Below are 16857 nucleotides of genomic sequence, written 5' to 3' on the forward strand. Positions count from 1 at the left end.
GACCACCCCTTCTGCACGCAGCAGGGGGATAATGGAGGCCCACGCCGGGCCGGTCGCCGCCATGAAAGAACTCACCCTGGACTCTGCTGTCGCCACGCTCCGCGCCGGCGGCGTGATCGCCTACCCGACCGAAGCGGTCTGGGGCCTGGGCTGTGATCCCTCGCAGGAAGCGGCAGTGCACATGGTGCTGCGGCTGAAGCAGCGACCGATCGAGAAAGGCATGATCCTGGTCGCGGCCGAGCTGGCGCAGCTGGAAGGCTGGGTGCGCCTGCAGGCGCTGCCCGACGCCCGCCAGCGCGCGGTACTGGCCAGCTGGCCCGGCGCCAACACCTGGATCCTGCCCGCTGGCCCGCGCGCGCAGCCCTGGGTCACCGGCGAACACAGCGGCATTGCGGTGCGCATCAGCGCGCACCCGCTGGTGGCCGAACTCTGCCGCGCCTGGGGCGGCCCGCTGGTCTCCACCAGCGCCAATCTGGCCGGCGAACCACCGGCGCGCAGCCGCGAAGAGCTGGATCCGCGCCTGCTGCGCCTGCTCGACGGCATCCTTGACGGACAGACCGGTGGCCTGGCCCAACCCACCCCCATACGCGACGCGCTCAGCGGCAACGTGCTGCGGTCCTGAGCCACCGATTGCACTGCCGCGGACAATCACGCACGCTGCCGCCATGAGCCTGCTGCGCGCCACCTTCAGCCTGTGCCTGCTGCTGCCGTGGACGGCGTCCGCAGCCGAAGACGTGCGGGTGTACCGCTGCGTTTCCAGCAACGGGGCCGTGGCCCTGCAGGACACGCCCTGCAACAGCGGCCGCCAGCAGGTTCGCGACCTGCAGCGCCCGCGCGATCCCGCTCCACGGGTGGTGCGCAGTGATGCCCCGCCTGCGCCGCCCGGCGAAACCCCGGTCATCCGCGAGCGCGAAGTCCGCCACGTCTACATCCAGCCGCCGCAGCCGATGTACGAATGCGTGAGCGATGATGGCCGACGCTATACCAGCGACAACAACGAAGGCAATCCGCGCTGGGTGCCGTTGTGGACCAGTGTCTGGCTGCCACACGCCCATCACGGCCCGGCCTACCCCGGACCGCGCCCGGCCACCGGCACGCCGATCGGCGAAGGCGCGGGTTATCGTCCCCCCTCGATCGGCATGGGCGTGCAGGTTCCGGCCGGCAGCGTGCTGGTCCGCGACAGCTGCCATGCGTTGCCGCCGCAGGAAGTCTGTGCGCGACTGCGTGATCGCCGCTGGGAACTGGATCGCCGGTACAACAGTGCGCTGCAGAGTGAACGCACCGCCATCAGCAACGAACAGCGCGGCATCGATGCGCGCCTGTCGCGCGATTGCGAACGCTGACCGCAGCAAGCCGCCGCAGCCTGTACGCTGTACGCATGAACCGAGTGATCTGGCTGCTCCTGGTGCTGCTGCCTGGAAGCGCATTGGCCGAAGAGGGCGTGATCTACCGCTGTACCTCCAGCAGCAGTGACATCCCTACCCTGCAGCGCACGCCGTGTCCCACTGGCAGCAAGCAGCAGGTGCTGCGCATACCCGGCAAGGGCAACGCGCAGCCGGCCGCCGCTGCCCCTGTGGTCGCTGAACCTGCCCCCACCCCGGTGGAAACACCCGCGCCGCTGCCGGCCAACCCGGGTGTTGCGCCTGCGGCCCCAGCGAAGGCACGACGCGCGGACGAAGGACGCACGATCATGGAAGCAGGCATGGTCGAACACGAAGGAGACGACCAGATCCTTGACAGCGCGACGCTGCGTCGCGATGCCGAGGCCCGTGCTGCTGGAAGTGACGGTTCACCGAAGCCGCCGCTTCCTCCTATCTTCCAGTGCACCGACAGCCAGGGCGGCGGCTACCTGTACGAGTACGAGGCTGCGCCAGGTCGCTGCGAGCTGATGACAGTACAGGGCCTTGGCGGAGTGACGCCGGTGAATGCCGCCAGCTGTGAAGTGGTGCGCGATCAGTGCGAAGCGCTTCCCGAAGCGCAGCGCTGCGGTGCCTGGCAGCAGCGCTTCCGCGATGCCCGCGGCCGGGAGCGCTTCGCCGCGCCCGAGAACCGCGACAGCGCGCGCAAGGACCGCGAGCGGTTGCAGGGTGTGCTGGAGGCCAGCAACTGCCCGGTGCCGGGGTGACCGCCATCCGGTAGTGCCGGCCGCTGGCCGGCAACTGCAATCAACTGAATATCCTGTGGTTGCCGGCCAGCGGCCGGCACTACCCTTCCGAAGATCAGAACCCGTAGCGCAGGAAGCCGCCGTCCACCGCGATGCACTCGCCGGTAACGTAGCTGGCTGCCGGCAGGCACAGGAAGCCCACGGCCGCAGCCACTTCCTCCGGCTCGCCGATACGACGCATCGGCGTGCGATCGATCACTTCCTCGTAGTAGTCCGGGTCCGACAACGGGCCGGACGTGCGCCGGGTACGGATGTACCACGGTGCCACTGCGTTGACGCGGATGCCATCTTCGGCCCACTCGACGGCTAGGTTGCGGGTCATCTGGTGCATCGCCGCCTTGGTCATGCCGTAGACCACGCCACTGCGCACATGGGTCAGGCCGGACACGCTGCCGACGTTGACGATGGACGACGACGCGTGGCGTGCCAGCAGCGGATGTGCGTAGCGCGACAGCTCGAACGCCGAGAACAGGTTGGTCTCGAAGATCTTGCGCCACTCGTCTTCGGAGTACTCGGTGGCCGCCTTGGTGACGTTGCCGCCGGCGTTGTTTACCAGGATATGCAGGCCATCGCTGTGGTCCTCCACCCAGTCCAGGATCTGGCGGCGGTCCTCGTCGTCGGAAACATCGGCGGCCAGCGCATGCACCTGCATCTGCGGATACACATCCAGCAACTCGTCGCGCGCGGTCTCCAGCATGTCGATATCGCGGCCGACGATCATCAGGTCGGCACCGAACCCGGCCAGTTCATGCGCGATGGCCAGGCCGATGCCGGCACTGGCGCCGGTGATCAGGGCAGTCTGGCCGTCCAGCCGCCACCGTTGCTGGGTCATGAGTCCTCCGGGGCCGCGCCCGCTGTGTTTCGATGCAACAAGGATACGCGCTCACGGCCGCCCCCTGCCGAGGATGCGACACTGCGCGCACGCCCATCACGGAGTGCCGCCATGCGCATCCTGGTCCTGTCCACGTCCCTGCTGGCCACCGTGCTGCTGTCCGCCTGCCAGCGCCCGCCAACGCCGAACCCGGAGAAGCCACCGGTGCCCAAGGCGATGGCGCGCGCGATGCAGGGGCCGCTGGACCGCGCCAAGGGCGCGCAGAAATCCGTCGATGACGCCGCTGCGGGCGAGCGCAAGGCCGAGGCCGACGCGACGCAGTGACCTGTGGGGTCAGAACCCTTTGCGGGCAAAGGGATCCGACCCCACCAACGAGAACGCCCGGCCGAAGCCGGGCGTTTACAGTAGATCCACGCCATGCGTGGATGTGCTCCGGTCAGAACCCGCAGAAGCAGTACGCCAGCGCCTTCACCGATGCGCCATTGCCCTTTTCGCGGGCCGCGTTCTCGACAAAGCGCAGCTGCGTATCCACTTCCGGCATCGTGCGCGCCAGCAGCATCCGCGCCATGCCCGAATCGGACAGCATCCAGGCACCAGCGCGGCTGCCGGCGAAACCGCTGACGAACTGCGCGAACGGCGTGGCCGCCTTCTCGATGTAGCGCACGCGATAAGCGTCGGCCTTGCCCAGCTTGGCACGGCTGGCGGCGTCGGCCACGGCATCCTTCAGCCCACCGAAGGCATCGACCAGGCCACGTTCCTTGGCCTGCGCACCGCTCCACACGCGGCCACGGGCCACTTCGTCGACGGCCTCGACAGGCTTCTTGCGGGCGTCGGCGACGCGACCGGTGAAGTCGGCGTAGCCCTTGTTGATCACCGACTGGATGACCTGGCCCACGGCCGGATCCATCGGCCGGGTGACATCGAACGCACCGGCGAAGCGGGTGGTGCCGACGCCATCGGTGTGCACGCCGATCTTGTCCAGCGCGCGGCTGAAGTTCGGCACCATGCCGAAGATGCCGATCGAACCGGTGATCGTCGACGGATCGGCGTAGATGCGATCGGCGTTCATGCTGATCCAGTAGCCACCGGAGGCGGCCAGGTCGCCCATCGATACCACCACCGGCTTGCCGGCGGCCTGCAGGGCGACCACTTCACGGCGGATCTGCTCGGAAGCGAACACTTCTCCGCCCGGCGAATCCACGCGCAGCACGACCGCCTTGACATCGTCGTCGTCGCGCGCGGCACGCAGCAGCGCCGACGTCGATTCGCCACCGATGCGGCCGGCCGGCAGGTCACCGCCGCTGATCTCGCCGGACGCCACCACCACTGCCACCTGCGGACGGTTGTCGACCGGGTTGCGGCGCGCATCAAGCTGGCCCAGGTAGGTGCCGAAGTCGACGTTGCGGAAGCCACCGTCGGCATCTTCGTCGGCCACGCCGCGCTCGATCATCAGGTCCTCGAACTCTTCGCGGGTCTTCAGCGCGGTCACCAGCTTCTGCTGCAGGGCGAACTTGGCCAGATCACCACCAGCAGCAGCGATGCCTTCCGGCAGCGTGTCGATGCCGGCGGCCAGCTGTGCCGGATCCAGGCGGCGGGCCTTGGCGATGTCGCCCAGGTAACGCTGCCAGACGTCGTTCATCCAGAACAGGTCGGCTTCCTTGGAGGCCGGTGACGCCGCGTCGAGCACGTACGGCTCGGCCGCGGACTTGTACTCGCCCACCTTGAACAGGTGCACGTCCACGCCCAGCTTGTCCTGCAGGCCGGTGCGGAAATACTGGCGGTAGCGGCCGAGGCCCTCGAGCACGACCGAGCCCATCGGGTCCAGGTAGACCTCGTCGGCCTGCGCGGCCAGCAGGTACTGCGACTGGCCCATGCTCTCGCTGTAGGCCACCAGCTGCTTGCCGGACGCACGCAGGTCCTGCAGCGCGGCGGCCACTTCACGCAGCGAGGCGAAGCCGGACGGCTGCAGCTTGTCCAGTTCCAGCACCACGCGCTCGATCTTCTTGTCTTCCTTGGCCGACTCGATCACCCGCAGCAGGTCGCGCAGCTGGATCTCTTCGGCACCGTTGTCACCCACCGCCTTGGCCAGCGCGCGGCTGACCGGATCGGCACTGAACTGCTCGACCAGGCGGCCTTCCGGCGCGATCACCAGGGTGGTGCGGTCCTGCAGCGACTTGCTGGCACCGGCGCCCATGCCGGCGGCGATGACGAACATCACCAGCAGCAGGAACAGCAGGCCGAAGAACACCAGGTTGAGGATCAACCGGCGGGTGAAGTTCATGACGTCCCACAGCCCGATGAAGAAACTGGCGACGGGATTGCGACGCGCCGGGGGCAGCGGGGGCACGGGGTGATTCATGGAACGCTCCGGATGGCTTCTTGCCGTGGTACCAGCATAGCCGTTGCCGCGTGATGCGGCATCGGACACAAGTCAGGGGATCGCCCGCCATGGGTGGGCAGGCGGGCGGGACGATCAGGACAGCATCGACTGGCCGATGCGCAGGCTGCTGCGGCGCAGGCGCCAGCCCATCAGGATGGCAGCGGCAGTCAGGCCGACGATCAGGCCGATCCACATGCCCTGCGGGCCCATGCCCAGCCCCAGGCCGAGCCCGGCGCCGAGCGGCATGCCCAGGCCCCAGTACGCGAACATGGCGATGAACATCGGCACGCGGGTGTCCTTCAGGCCGCGCAGCGCACCGGCCGACAGTACCTGGATGCCGTCCGGGAACTGGAAGGTGGCCGCGTACAGCAGCAGGGTCGAGGCCAGCCCGGCCACCGCCAGGTCGTTGGTGTACACGCCGACGATGGCGTCGTGGCCGAACAGCAGCACCGCCGCCGACAGCGTCTGCGTGCCCATGATGATCGCGTAACCGGCCCAGGCCGCGCGTCGCACGCCGAAGCCATCGCCACGGCCGACCGCATGGCCGACGCGCACGGTGGTGGCCTCGGCCACGCCCATCGGAATCATGAAGCACAGCTGCGCGACGTTGATCGCGATCTGGTGCGCCGCCGCTTCATTGGCACCGAGGCGACCGATCAGCAACGCGGTGACGATGAACAAGCCACCTTCCATCAGCACGGTGATGCCGATCGGCAGGCCGGTGCGCAGCAGCTCCCAGATCGCCTTCCAGCGCGGCCCTTCGAAATGCGAGAACAGCTGCAGGTGGGCAAAGCGCCTGGTCCGCCACAGATACAGGGCGAATGCGGTTGCCTGCAGCCACATCATCACCGCCGAAGCGATGCCCAGGCCTTCGGCGCCCAGTTCCGGGAAACCGAGCTTGCCATTGGCCAGCACATAGCCCAGCGGCGCCAGCACCAGCAGGCCACCGAAGCCAAGCAGCATGGTGGGCAGTGTCCAGTGCATGCCTTCGCTGAGGTAGCGCATGCAGAAGTACAGGGTCAGCGCCGGGCCGCCCCAGCGCACCGCATGCAGGAACGCAGTCGCCCCCGGCACGATGTCCGGTGCGATGCCGAAGGCCGGCAGCAGCGGCGGCACCACCGTAAGGAAGGTGAACATGATCAGGCCCAAGCCCAACGCCAGCCACAGCGCCTGGCGGAACAGCGGGCCGATCTCGCGCTCGCGGCCAGCGCCGTGCAGCTGCGACACCGAGGCGGTGAGCGAGATCAGGGTGCCGATCGGAATCAGCATCGGCAGCCACAGCAGGGCGGTACCGATGGTGACTGCGGCAAGGGTGGCCGTGGCGTGGTGGCCGGCAATCACGTTGTCGACGAAGGAGATCAGACCGGTGGACACATGGCCCAGCACGAGCGGCAGGGCGAGCAGACCGGTGGCGCCGACTTCCTTGCTGAAGCGCGGCGTGGAGGTTGCAGTAGACATAAGGTGCTTGACGCGAACTACGGTTGCGCGCGAAGGGCACAGGCACCGGGTTGCGGCCGGTCATCTTACGCGCCCGGCGCGCGCATTCCCATGACATGGGGTGAATGCTGGGTTCCGGCTGCCCCAAGCAAAAAGGGGACGGAGGGGATTAAGTCGTATCTGGCCAGTCAGTGCCGAATGCGACTTAATCCCCTCCGTCCCCTTTTTTACTGGCCCGCTTGGCGCTTGAGCCAGCTGTCGCGTTCGGCGGCCGGCACCGCAAGGAAGGCGCTGCGCACGGCGTCGCGCTCCTGCGGCGGCGTACGCTGCGCGACCAGGGCGAGCTGGGCCAGCTGCGCCGGGCTGAGCTGACGCAGCACGGCCAGCGCGGTCTCGCGCTGCTCCGGAGGCACGAAGCCGAACAAGCCATGCAGCTTTGGGAATTCAAGGCCCAGCTGCGGGCCCAGCCGCCATCCGGCGCGGAACGCCTGATCCTGCGCCTGGAATTGCTGCCGCATGCGCTGCTGTTGATCGGCCGGCAGCGAATTGAAGCGCGCAGCCGCCTGACGGATGCGCTCGCGCTCTGCTTCCGGCAATGCGCGCCAGGCGGCGTAGTCGGCACGGCGCTGTCGCTGCTGCTGCGGATCGAGCTGGGCAAAGCCAGCCGGTGCCGCGGTCGAAGCCGGCGGCACGGCCGGGGTGGCCGGCGATGGCGGCGGCAATGGCACGTTCAACGATTGCGGCGCCGCAGACAGGGACAGCGGCAAGGCCAGCAACAGGCTGGCGAACACGGACTTATTCATCGGCGGCGGCGGTTTCCAGCGTGGCACTGGCCGGCTCCGGTCGGCTCGGCTTGGCTTGCGATTCGTCCACCGGCAGCGGACCGCCCGCGGCGGTCCATGCGTACAGGTCAGCATCGGCAACCAGCGGGTAGTCGCGATCGGCCAGCATCGCTGCGTCGTCATTGGCTTGGGCATGCGTTGCATCCGGCGTGGCGTCGACCTTGCTCGGTGGCAGGGCTTCCACCGTCACCGGACCGGCCTCGCCCACGACGCCTTCCGGCAGCGGCGCATCGTTGCCGAAGGAACGTCCCTGCAGGTAGCGCCAACCCAGCGCAGCGGCCAGCAGCACCGCCACGGTTACCAGCAGGATCAGCGGACCACGCCAGCGCGGCTTGGCGCCCGTACGACGGCGCTTGCCATGGGCGGCCGCGCGCTCGTCCCGCTGCGGTGCTCGCCAGCTGGAGGTCGGCGCTTCATTGTGGGCGGCGGGTGCCGCCGGCTGCTGAAGCTGCTGCAGGCGCGTGGCCGGCAGTTCACGGATACGCGCCTGTACCTGTTCGGCCAACTGGCGCCAGGCCGCGGCATCGGGCTGGCCCTGGGCATCGCGCGGGCAGGCATCGGCCAGCAGGTGCTGGTAGCCGGCCTCGTCCTGGTCGAGCACGCGCGTGGCGATGCTCTCGTCCAGGCTGCCGCCTACCCGCAGCAGCAGCGCCAGGCGCGGCAGCGGCGACATCGCAGCCAGCGCGGCCAACGGTGGCGCCCATTGGCCACCCACCGGCTCGCGCAGGGCCTGGCGCTGGCCCAGCAGGGTCCAGAAGCGGGTCGGCCACTGCGCCATCGGCAGGTCGCTGGCAACGGCCGCGAACGCGCGCATCACTGCCACCAGGGTCTGTTCGGCGCGCGCGGCATCGCCGCACTGCAGCTCAGCCACCACCAGGGCGCGGCGCTCGACGCCACGCAGGAACGCCGACAGCGCGCCGGCCGCGGTCGAGGAAACAGGGGCGGGCACAGCCGTCATCGGTCACTCCAAAGGTCTGGGGGAATGATAGCGGCAGGCAATCGACGCCCGTAGGACTTGCGCCCACGGATACTTCGTGCTGCAGGTTGTGCACAGCACCACGCTCCCGGCGCGGGAAACTGCGGCAAGCAGCTGAATTCACTCTGTTTCAGCAATGTTTCACACTTAAGCTGTTGATTTTGAATAGTTTTTAAGTGTGGCTATTTTTTGACCAACCCAAGCGTGAGCTCGTCGCCATCGGCCTCCTGCGTTCCCGTCGACCGGTAACGCACAACGTTATCCACAGAACATGTGGATAAGCCTGAATCTCCAATGGACACCGATATTTAGGTGACATTTATGATTCAACGGGCGTCGCCCGGGCACGTCTGCCCCCTGCCATTCGCGCGCGCATGGCCCGTTACACTGGCCCGATGCTTTCGCCCATTCCGACCCTGCAGGTCGCCCTGCCCGTCCCCCTGCCCCGCCTGTTCGACTACCTGTCGCCGGAGGGCGATGGCCCCACGGCCGCGGTCGGCTGCCGCCTGAAGGTGCCGTTCGGCAACCGCGAGCTGGTCGGCGTGGTGGCCGGCCACGGCCAGACCGACGACGGCCAGGGACTGCGCCAGGCGCTGGCCTGGTGCGACCGGCAGCCGCTGCTGCAGGGCGAACTCTGGCAGAGCCTGCAGTGGCTGGCGCGCTACACCCATGCGCCACTGGGCGAGGTGCTGAGCACCGCCCTGCCCGGCCCGCTGCGCCATGGCGAGGCCCTGCCCGACACCCACCACTGGGGTTGGCAGCTGACCACCGAAGGCCACGCCCAGCGCGAAAAGCTGCGCGCCGGAAGCCGTCCGCGGCAGCTGGCCGAGCTGCTGGCAGGAGCGATCGTGGATGAGGACGTGCTCGGCGAACGCATGGCCGACTGGCGCACCGCTGCACGCAGCCTGACCAAGCGCGAGCTGGCCGAGCGCGTGGCGATGACGGTGGCACCGCAGCATGCGCAGCCGCTGCCCGGCCCCACGCTCAACCCGGACCAGGCCGGGGCGGTGGCTGCGATCAACGCTGCCGACGGCTTCCAGCCGTTCCTGCTGGACGGCGTGACCGGCAGCGGCAAGACCGAGGTCTACCTGCAGGCGATCATCCATTGCCTGGCGCAGGGCAGGCAGGCGCTGGTGCTGGTACCGGAAATCGGCCTGACCCCGCAGACCCTGGCACGTTTCCGCGGCCGCCTGGGCATCGCCGTGCACGCCTTGCATTCGGGGTTGAACGACAACGAGCGCGCGCGCGTCTGGGCGGCCGCCTCCCGAGGCGAAGCGCGGGTCATCGTCGGCACCCGCTCGGCGGTTTTCACGCCATTGCCGCAGGCCGGCCTGCTGATCGTCGACGAGGAACACGACGGCAGCTACAAGCAGCAGGACGGCATCCGTTACCACGCGCGCGATTTCGCTCTGGTGCGCGCCAAGGCGCTGGGCATTCCGGTGCTGCTCGGCAGTGCCACCCCTTCGCTGGAAACGCTGCACAACGCCTACGCCGGGCGCTACACGCACCTGCGCCTGAAGCAGCGCGCCGGCGATGCGCGGCCACCGCGCGTGCGCATCCTCGATGTACGCAAGCGGCCGCTGCACGATGGCCTCTCGGCCGATGTGCTGGCCGGCATCGGCGAGCACCTGCAGCGTGGCCAGCAGGTGCTGGTGTTCAAGAACCGCCGTGGCTACGCACCGGTGCTGCTGTGCCACGACTGCGGGTGGACCGCGCCTTGCCAGCGCTGCGATGCGCCGATGACCGTGCATGGCGGCGGCCGACGCCTGCAGTGCCACCACTGTGGCGCGCGCCAACCGGCGCCGTTGGCATGCCCGGCCTGCGGCAGCCTGGCGCTGCAGCCGCAGGGCATCGGCACCGAACGCCTGGAAGAACACCTCACCGCCGCCTTCGCCGATTTCCCGGTGGTGCGCATCGACCGTGGCACCACCTCACGCCGCGATGCGCTGGAGCAGCAGCTGGCGAAACTGGGCGACCAGCCCGGCATCCTGGTCGGCACGCAGATCCTGGCCAAGGGCCACGACCTGCCGAAGCTGACCCTGGTGGTGGTGGTCGGCATCGACGAAGGCCTGTTCTCCGCCGACTTCCGCGCCAGCGAGAAGCTGGCGCAGCAGCTGATCCAGGTGGCCGGTCGTGCAGGACGTGCGCGTGACCCCGGCGAGGTCTGGCTGCAGACCCATCACCCGGGTCACCCGCTGCTGGAAACCCTGGTGAGCGGTGGCTACCACCCGTTCGCGCAGGCCGAGTTGAACCAGCGGCAAGCCGCAGGGTTCCCCCCGTTCGCGCACCTGGCGCTGATGCGCGCCGAAGCGCAGCAGGTCGAGCACGCCAATGCGTTCCTGCTGGCTGCGCGGCAGTTGCTGGGCGAGCAGAACGTGGTGGAGGCGTACGGCCCGATGCCGGCGCCGATGCCGCGGCGCGCGGGCTACCAGCGCACACAGCTGCTGCTGTCGGCGCCGCAGCGGCCACCCTTGCATGGCGTGCTCGCGCAGCTGGTTCCGCAGCTGTATGCGCTGCCGGAAGCACGCAAGGTGCGCTGGTCGCTGGATGTGGATCCAACGGACCTGTATTGATCCCGTAGAGCACTGCCGAGCATGGCTCGGCACTACCGTAGAGCCGAGCCATGCTCGGCTGCGTTTCAGCACCGGGCAGTGCTTACGTCAGCGGCGACATCACGCCGCGCTGGTAGGCCGGCCGCTCGCGCAGGCGGGCGTACCACTCGGCCAGGTGCGGCAGTTCCGGCCGCTGGATCGGCAGCTCGTACCAGGCGTAGATCAGCGAGCCCAGCGGAATGTCACCCATCGCGAACTTGTCGCCCGACAGCCATGGCTGTTTGGCCAGCGTGGCATCGGCCATCGCCAGGTAATCGCCGGCGCGCACGATCGCGGCATTGATCCGCGATTCGTCCCGGTCGGCCGGGGCGGTGCGCATGATGCCCCAGATCAGGTCGCTGTACAGCGGCGCCATCCGCGAGGTGCTCCAGTCCATCCACTTCTCGGCCTGGGCACGCTCCATCGGGTCTTCGGCGTACAGCGTGCCCAATGCGTAGCGTGCGCTCAGATAGCGCACGATGGCGTTCGATTCCCACAGCGGCAGGCCATGGTCTTCGATCACCGGCACCAGGCTATTGGGATTCATCGCCTGGTACTCCGGCGTCTGCGTGCCGCCGTGGCTGCCACCGACTTCGATGGATTCATACGGCAGGCCGATCTCCTCGGCGCACCACAGCACCTTGCGGACGTTACTGGAATTGCGGCGGCCCCAGATCTTCAACATTGCGGATTTCCTTGCCTGCAGCAGTGCGCCACGGTGGCGCGGAAACGCTACGATACGCCCATCCACAGGGAGAGACGACGTGACTGCATGGGATGCTTTGAACTACGTTCTGCTGGCAGCAGGGCTGGGGATGCTGGTGCTGGGCTACCGCCGCTCCAATCGCAATCTGCTGCTGTGTGCGGCCCTGTTGCTGCTGGCCTTCAACGGCATTGAGGATTTCGCCACCGGGTTCGCCGACGGCTATGCGAATTCGGAAGCACGGGTGATCTGATTCGTTTGGGTGATGTGCCGGCCAGCGGCCGGCACTACCGATTTTTCTTCGGCAGCGCGCGCACGTAGGACGACTTGCCATCCTTCTTCAGTTCGAACAGACCGATCGCCGCCAACAGGTCACTCAACTTCCCGTAACCATAGTTGCGCGGATCGAACGAGGCCTGGTTGCCGATCTGGCTGCCAACCGGCCCCAGATGCGACCAGCCGTCCTCGCCCTCGGCTGAGGACACCGCGCGGCGCAGCATCTTCACCAGCCGGGTATCGCTGCGCATTTCCGCACCGCTCTTGCGTGGCCGGGCATCGTCGTTGGCCACAGGCTCGTTCGATGCCTGTTCGCTGGAAGCCTGTTCGGTATCCGGCACGCTGGCATGGGTCTGGCCCAGTGCTTCCAGGTAGGTGAATTTCGAGCACGCGTTGACGAACGGCTCGGGCGTTTTCTTCTCGCCGAAGCCGTACACCTTCACGCCATCGGTCAGCAGACGCATCACCATCGGAGTGAAATCGGCATCGCTGGAGACGATGGCGAAGCCATCAAGGTTGCGTGCGTAGAGCAGGTCCATGGCATCGATCACCATCGCCATGTCCGAGGCATTCTTGCCCTTGCTGTAGGCAAACTGCTGGATCGGGCGGATCGCATATTCGTGCAGCACCGCTTCCCAGCCCTTCAACCGCGGGCTCTTCCAGTTGCCATAGGCGCGGCGCACGTTGGCCACGCCGTAGCGGGCGACTTCAGCCAGGACCTCGTCGATCTTCGAGGCCGGCGCATTGTCGGCGTCGATCAACAGGGCGATGCGCTTTTCCGGTTCGCTCATGGGCTCCTCACGGGCCGTTGCCTGAACCCGAGTATCGCCGATCCGGGCAGGCGCTGACGTGACAGGTGGCCGCCGTGCGAAGATGCCAGGCGCTTCCCCCGATGCCCCCACTGGAGTGAGTCGATGAGTCGCGAGCGCGTTCCCCACCTGGTCGTTGTCGGCGGCGGTTTTGCCGGTCTCTGGGCCACCCGTGCCCTGGCCCGCGAGCGCATACGCATCACCCTGGTCGACCGCCGCAACCATCACCTGTTCCAGCCGCTGCTGTACCAGGTGGCCACCGCCGGCCTGTCCGCACCGGATATCGCCGCACCGCTGCGCCACATCCTCGGCCACCAGCGCAATGTGGAAGTCCGCCTCGGCGAAGTGGTGGCCATCGACAAGCGGGCGCGGCAGATCCGCATGGCCGATGGCAGCACGCTGGACTACGACAGCCTGCTGCTGGCCACCGGCGCCACCCACGCCTACTTCGGCAACGATCAGTGGGCCGATGATGCGCCCGGCCTGAAGACGCTGGACGATGCCATCGCGCTGCGCCGCAAGCTGCTGCTGGCGTTCGAACGCGCCGAGGCCGAACCGGACCCGGCAAAGAAGGCGGCGTGGCTGAGTTTCGCCGTCGTCGGTGGTGGTCCCACCGGCGTCGAACTGGCCGGCACGCTGGCCGAGATCGCGCGCCACACGCTGCGCAACGAGTTCCGCCACATTGATCCGGCCAGTGCGAAAGTGCGGCTGATCGAGGCCGGGCCGCGCGTGCTGTCCTCGTTCCCGGAAGTGCTTTCGCTGAAGGCGCGCCGGCAGCTGGAAAAGCTGGGCGTGGAAGTGCTGACCGGCACCCCGGTGAGCGACATCGACAGCCAGGGCTTCAGGCTCGGCGATCAGTTCGTGCCGGCACGCACGGTGGTGTGGGCCGCCGGTGTGGCCGCTTCACCGCTGGCGCGCACGCTGGAGGTGCCGCTGGACCGCGCCGGGCGCGTGCAGGTGCAACCCGACCTCACCCTGTCTGGCCACCCGGAACTGTTCGTGGCTGGCGATCTGGCCGTATTGAACCAGGCCAACGGCAAGCCGGTGCCTGGCGTGGCGCCCGCGGCCAAGCAGATGGGCAAGTACGTGGCCGAGGTGATCCGCGCGCGCCTGCACGGCAAGCCCGAACCCGGCCCGTTCAAGTACGCAGACTTCGGCAACCTGGCCACGATCGGCCGCATGGCTGCGATCGTGCACCTGGGCCGGCTGCAGCTATCCGGTGTGCTGGCGTGGTGGTTCTGGCTGGCCGCGCACGTGTTCTTCCTGATCGGCTTCCGCAACCGCATCGTGGTGCTGCTGAACTGGGCCGTGGCGTACTGGAGCTACCAGCGCAGCGCGCGCATCATCTTCGGTGATGACCAGGACGACCGGCGACCGAAGCGCTAGGGCCGCACGCATGCTCCTGTAGCGCCGAGCCATGCTCGGCTGCACTTCGCGCGGTTTGCAGAAGCCGAGCATGGGCTCGGCTCTACGGCGCCTTCGGTTTCGGGTACCACAGTGCGTTGACGATTACCCAGCGCTGGTCGAAGCGCCCCATGTGGAAGTAGTCGACGAACCACGGGGTTTCCAGCCGCACCGAGGCCGCGTTGCCGGTCACGTCCAGCACCGTGCAGCGGCGGTCCCATTGATCCTTCGGGGTCTTCAACGCGCCCTGCTTCGTCAGCGAGACCAGTTCTTCCTTCGACATACGGCGCAGGCCCAGGCGTTCGTCGGGCGTATCGCCGAGGACCGCGCGCTTGGCCAGCTCCGGATGCAGGGAGCGGGCGACGCGCTGCGGGTCGGCCTCCAGCTGGCCGTCAACGTAATCGTGGCAGGTGGCTTCGATGGCCGCGAGGGTGGCCGGGTCGGCGGCGGGGCTCGTTGCTGCGGAAAGAGCGAACAGCAGGGCGATCGTGGACATCCGGGTCTCCAGCGCTGAGGGCTGGGCGATCATGGCATGTGCAAGCCGCATCCACGCATGGCGTGGATCTACTGTAGAGCCGGGCCCATGCTCGGCTTCACCATCAGGCAGCAGCAACAACAGCCGAGCGTGGGCTCGGCTCTACAGAAGCGCAGGATCCGGGGCCTGCAGCCAGGCCAGCTTGCGTTCGCGCGGCTGCTGCTTGAGCTGCCATTCGGCCCGTGACGCGGCGGCCCGGTCCGGGTACTCGCGCACGGCCAGCACGCGCAGCGGTGGCCGCGCCCGGGTGTAGCGCGCGCCCTTGCCGGCCTGGTGGGCGGCGAAACGCGCGTCCACGTCGGTGCTGATGCCAGCGTAATAGCTGCCGTCGCGGCATTCGAGCAGGTACAGGAACCAGGGGCGGAGGGACGGAGTCATGCCCGGATTATGCCGTGCTGCACTGCAGCGGATATACTGGCGCCCGAATGCAGGAGAGAGGCGCCGCGCTGGCGCCCGCCGAAGGCGCAGGCTCCCATGATCGCTCAGGCCGGTGGGCTGGAATCCCACCAACCATGCATTCGACTCGCCGAGCTGGAGAGAGGTCACCGGGCACGCCTGGGACGATCCGCCGAAGGGGCACGCGGCCCATGCCGCTGAACTCTCAGGCAAAAGGACAGCGGGAGCGGCACCGGTCATCGTCATCCCGTCATTGCGCAGGCAGTGGCGGTAGTCGCGCATGGCCGGCCCCACCGCGCCCGGAGCCTGTCCCATGCTGCTGTCCGTCATCTACCTGATCGCCATTTCCGCCGAAGCCATGACCGGCGCACTGTCCGCCGGCCGCCGCCGCATGGACCTGTTCGGCGTGGTCATGATCGCCTGCGTCACTGCCCTCGGTGGTGGTTCACTGCGCGACATCCTTCTTGGCCACTATCCGCTGGGCTGGGTCAAACATCCCGAGTACCTCGGCTTCACCGTGTGCGCGGCACTGATCGCCACCTGGGTCGCACGCTGGATGCACCACTTCCGCCGCACCTTCCTGGTGCTCGACGGCCTGGGCCTGATCGCCTTCACCCTGATCGGCTGCTCTATCGCGCGCGAGGCCGGCCATGCCATGCCCATCGTGCTGATCGCCGGCATGCTGACCGGCGCGTTCGGCGGCGTGCTGCGCGACATCCTCTGCAACGAGGTACCACTCATCTTCCAGAAGGAGCTGTACGCGATCATCGCGCTGCTGACCGGCGCGGCCTACCTGTTGCTGCTGCACTGGGGCGTGGCCGATGCCACCGCAATCCTGTGCTGCCTCGGCGGCGGCTTCGCGCTGCGCCTGCTGGCGATCCACTACCGCTGGGAAATGCCGAAGTTCGTGTACCACGACGAAGTGCATTGAAGTTCGCGTTCTCCACGTCGCCCAGCGCTTGTTGCCGTGTTGCGTTGGGACGCTGTCTCCAGCGCCGCGGCGCCCATCTGGTCCCTCAGTGGCGGACCACGAATCCCCCCGAGCGCCCACTGGACGGCGCCCGCAGCTCTTCATCGAATGCATCCTTGATCGCGTTGATCGCCGCGCCGCGGTCCATCCCGCCACTCACGACCAGAGCATCTGCGACATGCTGGGCGACGTCTGCCAGGATGCGTCCCCACGCATGCTCCTCTCGAATGCCAGGACGATCGCCATACAGGCCAACGTTCAGCGAAGCATGCAATCCCCGTTCGGCAATCCACACGCGGATCATCTCGATGGAATCCTCATCGCGCTGTGCGGCTTCTGGAATGATCAGTTCTTTCATGGCTGCGGCCACCAAACAGGAAGTGGCATTGTGACGTGACCTGGAGCGTACGTGGAGCGGATCTTCTACAAAGCCCCGCGCTTCGCGGGCTCGACGCTACATGAAGGCCCCATCCATCGTTCTCACCACCCCGGCGATGTACCTGGCGCTGTCGCTCATGCGCAGCGCCAGGCGCATCGCCGGT

18 protein-coding genes and 2 riboswitches are annotated in these 16857 nt (G+C 67.9%); of the genes, 8 read left to right on the top strand and 10 right to left on the bottom strand.

Annotated features, from left to right (window positions below):
* Window positions 1–31 precede the first annotated feature (31 nt).
* From tsaC to AC5P7R_RS08395, 3 genes are read left to right on the top strand one after another with little or no spacing between them, the layout of a single operon-like run.
* Complete coding sequence (tsaC, locus tag AC5P7R_RS08385; RefSeq protein ID WP_019660786.1) at window positions 32–622, top strand: L-threonylcarbamoyladenylate synthase type 1 TsaC; 591 nt, start codon at window positions 32–34, stop codon at window positions 620–622.
* Window positions 623–665: 43 nt separating this feature from the next.
* Entirely contained in the window at window positions 666–1343 is a 678-nt protein-coding gene (locus tag AC5P7R_RS08390; protein ID WP_021203232.1) for a DUF4124 domain-containing protein, read from the top strand.
* Window positions 1344–1378: 35 nt separating this feature from the next.
* Window positions 1379–2125: a hypothetical protein gene (locus tag AC5P7R_RS08395; RefSeq protein WP_058978746.1), complete on the top strand. Its 747-nt coding sequence runs from the start codon at window positions 1379–1381 to the stop codon at window positions 2123–2125.
* Window positions 2126–2219: 94 nt separating this feature from the next.
* Here AC5P7R_RS08395 and AC5P7R_RS08400 read toward each other — a convergent pair whose 3' ends face one another.
* The gene (locus tag AC5P7R_RS08400; protein ID WP_021203230.1) at window positions 2220–2996 is read right to left on the bottom strand and encodes an SDR family oxidoreductase; all 777 of its coding nucleotides are present in this window, start codon (window positions 2994–2996) and stop codon (window positions 2220–2222) included.
* A 111-nt stretch (window positions 2997–3107) separates the two neighbouring features.
* Between AC5P7R_RS08400 and AC5P7R_RS08405 the strand changes: the two genes are divergently transcribed.
* On the top strand, window positions 3108–3320 hold the full coding sequence (locus AC5P7R_RS08405; protein ID WP_111097651.1) for a hypothetical protein: 213 nt from the start codon (window positions 3108–3110) through the stop codon (window positions 3318–3320).
* A gap of 112 nt (window positions 3321–3432) precedes the next feature.
* On the opposite strand, the gene sppA is transcribed toward AC5P7R_RS08405, so the two are convergent.
* From sppA to AC5P7R_RS08425, 4 genes are all read right to left on the bottom strand, one after another.
* Window positions 3433–5355 carry a signal peptide peptidase SppA gene (sppA, locus tag AC5P7R_RS08410; RefSeq protein WP_227854157.1) on the bottom strand — a complete coding sequence of 641 codons (1923 nt, stop codon included), beginning with the start codon at window positions 5353–5355 and terminating at the stop codon, window positions 3433–3435.
* Between the two features lie 114 nt (window positions 5356–5469).
* On the bottom strand, window positions 5470–6834 hold the full coding sequence (locus AC5P7R_RS08415; RefSeq protein WP_188249661.1) for an MATE family efflux transporter: 1365 nt from the start codon (window positions 6832–6834) through the stop codon (window positions 5470–5472).
* A 206-nt stretch (window positions 6835–7040) separates the two neighbouring features.
* Complete coding sequence (locus AC5P7R_RS08420) at window positions 7041–7616, bottom strand: DUF3106 domain-containing protein (protein ID WP_021203226.1); 576 nt, start codon at window positions 7614–7616, stop codon at window positions 7041–7043.
* The gene (locus tag AC5P7R_RS08425; protein ID WP_019660794.1) at window positions 7609–8613 is read right to left on the bottom strand and encodes a hypothetical protein; all 1005 of its coding nucleotides are present in this window, start codon (window positions 8611–8613) and stop codon (window positions 7609–7611) included. Before AC5P7R_RS08425 ends, AC5P7R_RS08420 begins: the two co-directional genes overlap by 8 nt.
* A 413-nt stretch (window positions 8614–9026) precedes the next feature.
* Between AC5P7R_RS08425 and AC5P7R_RS08430 the strand changes: the two genes are divergently transcribed.
* Window positions 9027–11204 (top strand): primosomal protein N', encoded by a 2178-nt coding sequence (locus AC5P7R_RS08430; RefSeq protein WP_069139712.1) that lies wholly within the window; start codon window positions 9027–9029, stop codon window positions 11202–11204.
* A gap of 82 nt (window positions 11205–11286) precedes the next feature.
* Here AC5P7R_RS08430 and AC5P7R_RS08435 read toward each other — a convergent pair whose 3' ends face one another.
* Window positions 11287–11907: a glutathione S-transferase family protein gene (locus AC5P7R_RS08435; RefSeq protein WP_019660796.1), complete on the bottom strand. Its 621-nt coding sequence runs from the start codon at window positions 11905–11907 to the stop codon at window positions 11287–11289.
* 79 nt (window positions 11908–11986) lie between these two features.
* On the opposite strand from AC5P7R_RS08435, the gene AC5P7R_RS08440 reads away from it, so the two are divergent.
* Window positions 11987–12178: a hypothetical protein gene (locus AC5P7R_RS08440; RefSeq protein WP_134730056.1), complete on the top strand. Its 192-nt coding sequence runs from the start codon at window positions 11987–11989 to the stop codon at window positions 12176–12178.
* A gap of 34 nt (window positions 12179–12212) precedes the next feature.
* Here the strand turns inward: AC5P7R_RS08440 and AC5P7R_RS08445 are convergent, their stop codons facing one another.
* Complete coding sequence (locus tag AC5P7R_RS08445; protein ID WP_010481148.1) at window positions 12213–12992, bottom strand: NYN domain-containing protein; 780 nt, start codon at window positions 12990–12992, stop codon at window positions 12213–12215.
* 123 nt (window positions 12993–13115) lie between these two features.
* Here AC5P7R_RS08445 and AC5P7R_RS08450 point away from each other — a divergent pair, with 123 nt between their 5' ends.
* Complete coding sequence (locus tag AC5P7R_RS08450; RefSeq protein ID WP_134730058.1) at window positions 13116–14396, top strand: NAD(P)/FAD-dependent oxidoreductase; 1281 nt, start codon at window positions 13116–13118, stop codon at window positions 14394–14396.
* Window positions 14397–14478: 82 nt separating this feature from the next.
* On the opposite strand, the gene AC5P7R_RS08455 is transcribed toward AC5P7R_RS08450, so the two are convergent.
* Together AC5P7R_RS08455 and AC5P7R_RS08460 are read right to left on the bottom strand one after the other, a co-directional pair.
* Window positions 14479–14910, bottom strand: a complete 432-nt coding sequence (locus tag AC5P7R_RS08455; protein WP_111104310.1) for a nuclear transport factor 2 family protein — start codon at window positions 14908–14910, stop codon at window positions 14479–14481.
* 141 nt (window positions 14911–15051) lie between these two features.
* A complete protein-coding gene (locus AC5P7R_RS08460) occupies window positions 15052–15327 on the bottom strand; it encodes a GIY-YIG nuclease family protein (protein ID WP_021203220.1) in 276 nt (91 codons plus the stop codon).
* 40 nt (window positions 15328–15367) lie between these two features.
* A riboswitch (glycine riboswitch) is annotated at window positions 15368–15457 on the top strand.
* A 13-nt stretch (window positions 15458–15470) separates the two neighbouring features.
* Window positions 15471–15576: riboswitch (glycine riboswitch) on the top strand.
* Between the two features lie 82 nt (window positions 15577–15658).
* On the opposite strand from AC5P7R_RS08460, the gene AC5P7R_RS08465 reads away from it, so the two are divergent.
* A complete protein-coding gene (locus AC5P7R_RS08465; protein ID WP_019338935.1) occupies window positions 15659–16276 on the top strand; it encodes a trimeric intracellular cation channel family protein in 618 nt (205 codons plus the stop codon).
* 85 nt (window positions 16277–16361) lie between these two features.
* Here AC5P7R_RS08465 and AC5P7R_RS08470 read toward each other — a convergent pair whose 3' ends face one another.
* Window positions 16362–16673, bottom strand: a complete 312-nt coding sequence (locus AC5P7R_RS08470; protein WP_010481144.1) for a DUF5076 domain-containing protein — start codon at window positions 16671–16673, stop codon at window positions 16362–16364.
* Between the last annotated feature and the right edge of the window lie 184 nt (window positions 16674–16857).

It is taken from the genome of Stenotrophomonas sp. YJH_SMC_27 (assembly GCF_059369815.1).

What these genes read in the sequence shown, in the direction of transcription:
- AC5P7R_RS08415 (WP_188249661.1), bottom strand. Translation starts at nt 6,834, where the DNA reads ATGTCTACTGCAACCTCCACGCCGCGCTTCAGCAAGGAAGTCGGCGCC.
- AC5P7R_RS08430 (WP_069139712.1), top strand. Translation starts at nt 9,027, where the DNA reads ATGCTTTCGCCCATTCCGACCCTGCAGGTCGCCCTGCCCGTCCCCCTG.
- AC5P7R_RS08455 (WP_111104310.1), bottom strand. Translation starts at nt 14,910, where the DNA reads ATGTCCACGATCGCCCTGCTGTTCGCTCTTTCCGCAGCAACGAGCCCC.
- AC5P7R_RS08460 (WP_021203220.1), bottom strand. Translation starts at nt 15,327, where the DNA reads ATGACTCCGTCCCTCCGCCCCTGGTTCCTGTACCTGCTCGAATGCCGC.
- tsaC (WP_019660786.1), top strand. Translation starts at nt 32, where the DNA reads ATGGAGGCCCACGCCGGGCCGGTCGCCGCCATGAAAGAACTCACCCTG.
- AC5P7R_RS08445 (WP_010481148.1), bottom strand. Translation starts at nt 12,992, where the DNA reads ATGAGCGAACCGGAAAAGCGCATCGCCCTGTTGATCGACGCCGACAAT.
- AC5P7R_RS08435 (WP_019660796.1), bottom strand. Translation starts at nt 11,907, where the DNA reads ATGTTGAAGATCTGGGGCCGCCGCAATTCCAGTAACGTCCGCAAGGTG.
- AC5P7R_RS08470 (WP_010481144.1), bottom strand. Translation starts at nt 16,673, where the DNA reads ATGAAAGAACTGATCATTCCAGAAGCCGCACAGCGCGATGAGGATTCC.
- AC5P7R_RS08465 (WP_019338935.1), top strand. Translation starts at nt 15,659, where the DNA reads ATGCTGCTGTCCGTCATCTACCTGATCGCCATTTCCGCCGAAGCCATG.
- AC5P7R_RS08420 (WP_021203226.1), bottom strand. Translation starts at nt 7,616, where the DNA reads ATGAATAAGTCCGTGTTCGCCAGCCTGTTGCTGGCCTTGCCGCTGTCC.
- AC5P7R_RS08425 (WP_019660794.1), bottom strand. Translation starts at nt 8,613, where the DNA reads ATGACGGCTGTGCCCGCCCCTGTTTCCTCGACCGCGGCCGGCGCGCTG.
- AC5P7R_RS08390 (WP_021203232.1), top strand. Translation starts at nt 666, where the DNA reads ATGAGCCTGCTGCGCGCCACCTTCAGCCTGTGCCTGCTGCTGCCGTGG.
- sppA (WP_227854157.1), bottom strand. Translation starts at nt 5,355, where the DNA reads ATGAATCACCCCGTGCCCCCGCTGCCCCCGGCGCGTCGCAATCCCGTC.
- AC5P7R_RS08450 (WP_134730058.1), top strand. Translation starts at nt 13,116, where the DNA reads ATGAGTCGCGAGCGCGTTCCCCACCTGGTCGTTGTCGGCGGCGGTTTT.
- AC5P7R_RS08405 (WP_111097651.1), top strand. Translation starts at nt 3,108, where the DNA reads ATGCGCATCCTGGTCCTGTCCACGTCCCTGCTGGCCACCGTGCTGCTG.
- AC5P7R_RS08395 (WP_058978746.1), top strand. Translation starts at nt 1,379, where the DNA reads ATGAACCGAGTGATCTGGCTGCTCCTGGTGCTGCTGCCTGGAAGCGCA.
- AC5P7R_RS08400 (WP_021203230.1), bottom strand. Translation starts at nt 2,996, where the DNA reads ATGACCCAGCAACGGTGGCGGCTGGACGGCCAGACTGCCCTGATCACC.